General features: G+C 65.5%; 3 protein-coding genes. 2 read left to right on the top strand and 1 reads right to left on the bottom strand.

The features are described 5' to 3' along the window. The first annotated feature begins 281 nt into the window (after positions 1-281). Both IEX61_RS12095 and thrS read left to right on the top strand, forming a co-directional pair. Complete coding sequence (locus IEX61_RS12095; RefSeq protein WP_157057859.1) at positions 282-440, top strand: hypothetical protein; 159 nt, start codon at positions 282-284, stop codon at positions 438-440. Between the two features lie 95 nt (positions 441-535). Then, positions 536-2,488: a threonine--tRNA ligase gene (gene thrS / locus IEX61_RS12090; protein ID WP_188818232.1), complete on the top strand. Its 1,953-nt coding sequence runs from the start codon at positions 536-538 to the stop codon at positions 2,486-2,488. Positions 2,489-2,541: 53 nt separating this feature from the next. Here the strand turns inward: thrS and IEX61_RS12085 are convergent, their stop codons facing one another. Continuing rightward, entirely contained in the window at positions 2,542-2,841 is a 300-nt protein-coding gene (locus IEX61_RS12085; protein ID WP_054672686.1) for an MTH1187 family thiamine-binding protein, read from the bottom strand. Positions 2,842-2,988 lie beyond the last annotated feature (147 nt).

Raw genomic sequence — 2,988 nt, 5'->3', positions numbered from 1 at the left:
CTCGCTTTTGTTCCCTTGGCTTGGTTGACCTCGCATCCACAATTATTGACCTAGAGCCCGAAAAACGTTGACGTATGGCACAAATGCGGTAAAATAGATCACGACACGACGATACGGGGAATGCGATGACGAGGCCACGGATCCGTTCCCACGGTTCCCAGAGAGAGGGGCCTGCGGCTGGAAGCCCCTCAACACGGGGAGCGGGTTCACCCCCTCGGAGCAGCGGCGGGGAAACGGGTGCCCAGAGAGCGCGGTACCGCGGAAGGCCCCGGAGTATCCGCTTGCCGGCGGTGTTGCGCCGTTATCGCAAAGAAGGGCAGGCCAAAGCCGCACCAGTGGCGTGCCGTTTGGGCCTGTGCGCGCGGCCAGAAATGTGGCGGATGCGCCTCATGGTGTTGCGCCAGAAGCGCGCGGCATGCGCCGCCGGCCTGCCGAAGTAGGGTGGAACCACGACACGCTCGTCCCTATGGATGGGCGTGTTTTTTGTTTTGGAAAGCTGCCAACAGCACACACGACGACGAAAGGAGCGAGGGCCATGACGGTGCAGGTGACGTTGCCCGACGGTTCGGTGCGCACCTACGAGCGCGGCGTCACGCTGGAGGCGATCGCCGCGTCGATCGGGCCCGGCCTGAAGAAGGCGGCCGTGGCCGGCAAGCTGAACGGGAAGCTGGTGGACCTCTCCACGCCGGTGGAAGAGGACGCGGCGGTGGAGATCGTCACCGCCGACTCGCCGGAGGGCCTCGAGGTGCTGCGTCACAGCGCGGCGCACCTTTTGGCCCAGGCGGTGAAACGGCTCTACGGGGCCGACAAGGTGAAGCTGGGCGTGGGGCCGGTCATCGAAAACGGCTTCTACTACGACATGGACGTGCCCCAGCCGCTCACGCCGGAGGACCTGGAGAAGATCGAGGCGGAGATGCGCAAGATCGTGCAGGAGGACCTGCCGGTGCGCCGCCGCGTGGTGACGCGGGAGGAGGCCAAGCGGCTGTACGAAGCCATCGGCGACCACCTGAAGCTGGAGCTGATCGACGAGATTCCCGAGGGCGAGCCGATCACGATCTACGAACAGGGTGAATTCTTCGACCTCTGCCGCGGGCCGCACGTGCCGTCGACGGGCAAGATCAAGGTGTTCAAGCTCCTCTCGGTGGCCGGGGCCTACTGGCGCGGCGACTCCCGCCGGCCGATGCTCCAGCGCGTCTACGGCACGGCGTGGGCCAAGCAGAGCCAGCTGGAGGCGTACCTGAAGCAGCTGGAGGAAGCGAAGGAGCGCGACCACCGCAAGCTGGGCAAGGAGCTGAAGATCTTCACCTTCTCCCCGGAAGTGGGGCAGGGCCTGCCCATCTGGCTCCCCTACGGGGCCACGGTGCGGCGGATCATCGAGCGGTACATCGTCGACAAGGAGCTGGCCCTTGGCTACCAGCACGTCTACACGCCGCACCTGGCTAACGTGGAGCTGTACAAGATTTCCGGGCACTGGGAGCACTACCACGAGAACATGTATCCCCCGATGAAGATGGACAACGAGGAGCTGGTGCTCCGCCCGATGAACTGCCCGCACCACATGATGGTGTACAAGCAGGAGGTGCGCAGCTACCGGCAGCTGCCCATCCGCATCGCCGAGCTGGGGACGATGCACCGCTACGAGATGTCGGGGGCGCTGACCGGGCTGCACCGCGTGCGGGCGATGACGCTCAACGACGCCCACATCTTCTGCCGTCCGGACCAGATCAAAGAGGAGTTCACCAACGTCGTCAAGCTGATCCTCGCCGTGTACGACGACTTCGGCATCCGCGATTTCTGGTTCCGCCTGTCGTACCGCGACCCGAACGACAAGGAGAAGTACGTGCAGAACGACGCAATGTGGGAGCTGGCCCAGGGCATGCTCCGCGAGGCCATGGAGGAATTGGGCTTCGATTATGTGGAGGCGGAAGGGGAGGCGGCCTTCTACGGCCCGAAGCTGGACGTGCAGGTGCGTACGGCGACGGGCAAGGACGAGACGCTCTCCACGGTGCAGCTTGATTTCCACCTGCCGGAGCGCTTTGGCCTCGAGTACATCGGCGAGGACGGCAAGCCGCACCGCCCGGTGGTGATCCACCGCGGGATCGTCGGCACGATGGAGCGCTTCGTCGCCTTCCTCCTCGAGTACTACAAGGGGGCCTTCCCGGTGTGGCTGGCGCCGGTGCAGGCGCGCATCCTCACCATCACCGACGCCCAGGTGCCCTACGCGCGCCAGGTGCGCGACAAGCTGGCCCAAGCCGGCATCCGCGTGGAGCTGGACGAGCGGAACGAGAAGATCGGCTACAAGATTCGCGAGGCGCAGCTGATGAAAATCCCCTACATGCTCGTCGTCGGGAAGAACGAGGCTGAAAGCGGCACCGTCGCGGTGCGCAAGCGCGGCGTGGGCGACCTCGGCCCGCAACCGGTTGACGCGGTCGTGGCCACCATTTTGGAGGAGGCGCGGACGAAAAAAGACGCGCAGCCCGGCGCCTAAGGCCGGGCTGCGGTCGCGCGCGAGGGCAGGCACGTGCCGAAAAAGGGCGCGCGTCAGTGCAGCTGCTCGCGCACCGTTTCGACCTGCTGGATCATCGTCAGCGGCTTGTCCTGCCGGTCGTCGATGGTGATGTGCGTGACGAGGCGGGTGGCGCCGCTTTGCAGGCAGGCGCGGTGCACGTCCTGGACGCAGGCGAGGAGCTGGTCCAGGGGGCCTTCGATCACCGTCGCCGTCGGCGTCACCTGATAGGGCAGCCCCTTCGCCTCGATGGCGCGGCAGGCGGCGGCGACGACGGAGCTGAAGCTGGGGCTTCCCGTGCCCACCGGCGTGACGCTGATTTCCAGGATCGCCATGATACGGTCGCCTCCTTCCAACCGGTAGGTTCCCTGCGCGACAGGACAGGGCTACGGATAGTGTGGGCGGAGGCGGCGGAAATCAAACGGCTCTACGCTAAAAAGTGTGGATGCCAAGAAGGAAAAAGGCGGTCAGCGAGCCAAGGG

This window comes from Calditerricola satsumensis (genome assembly GCF_014646935.1).
GTDB lineage: Bacteria > Bacillota > Bacilli > Calditerricolales > Calditerricolaceae > Calditerricola > Calditerricola satsumensis.
Note: the sequence above shows the minus strand (reverse complement) of the source record. Positions and strands in the feature narration are given on the sequence as shown.

What these genes read in the sequence shown, in the direction of transcription:
- thrS (WP_188818232.1), top strand. Translation starts at nt 536, where the DNA reads ATGACGGTGCAGGTGACGTTGCCCGACGGTTCGGTGCGCACCTACGAG.
- IEX61_RS12085 (WP_054672686.1), bottom strand. Translation starts at nt 2,841, where the DNA reads ATGGCGATCCTGGAAATCAGCGTCACGCCGGTGGGCACGGGAAGCCCC.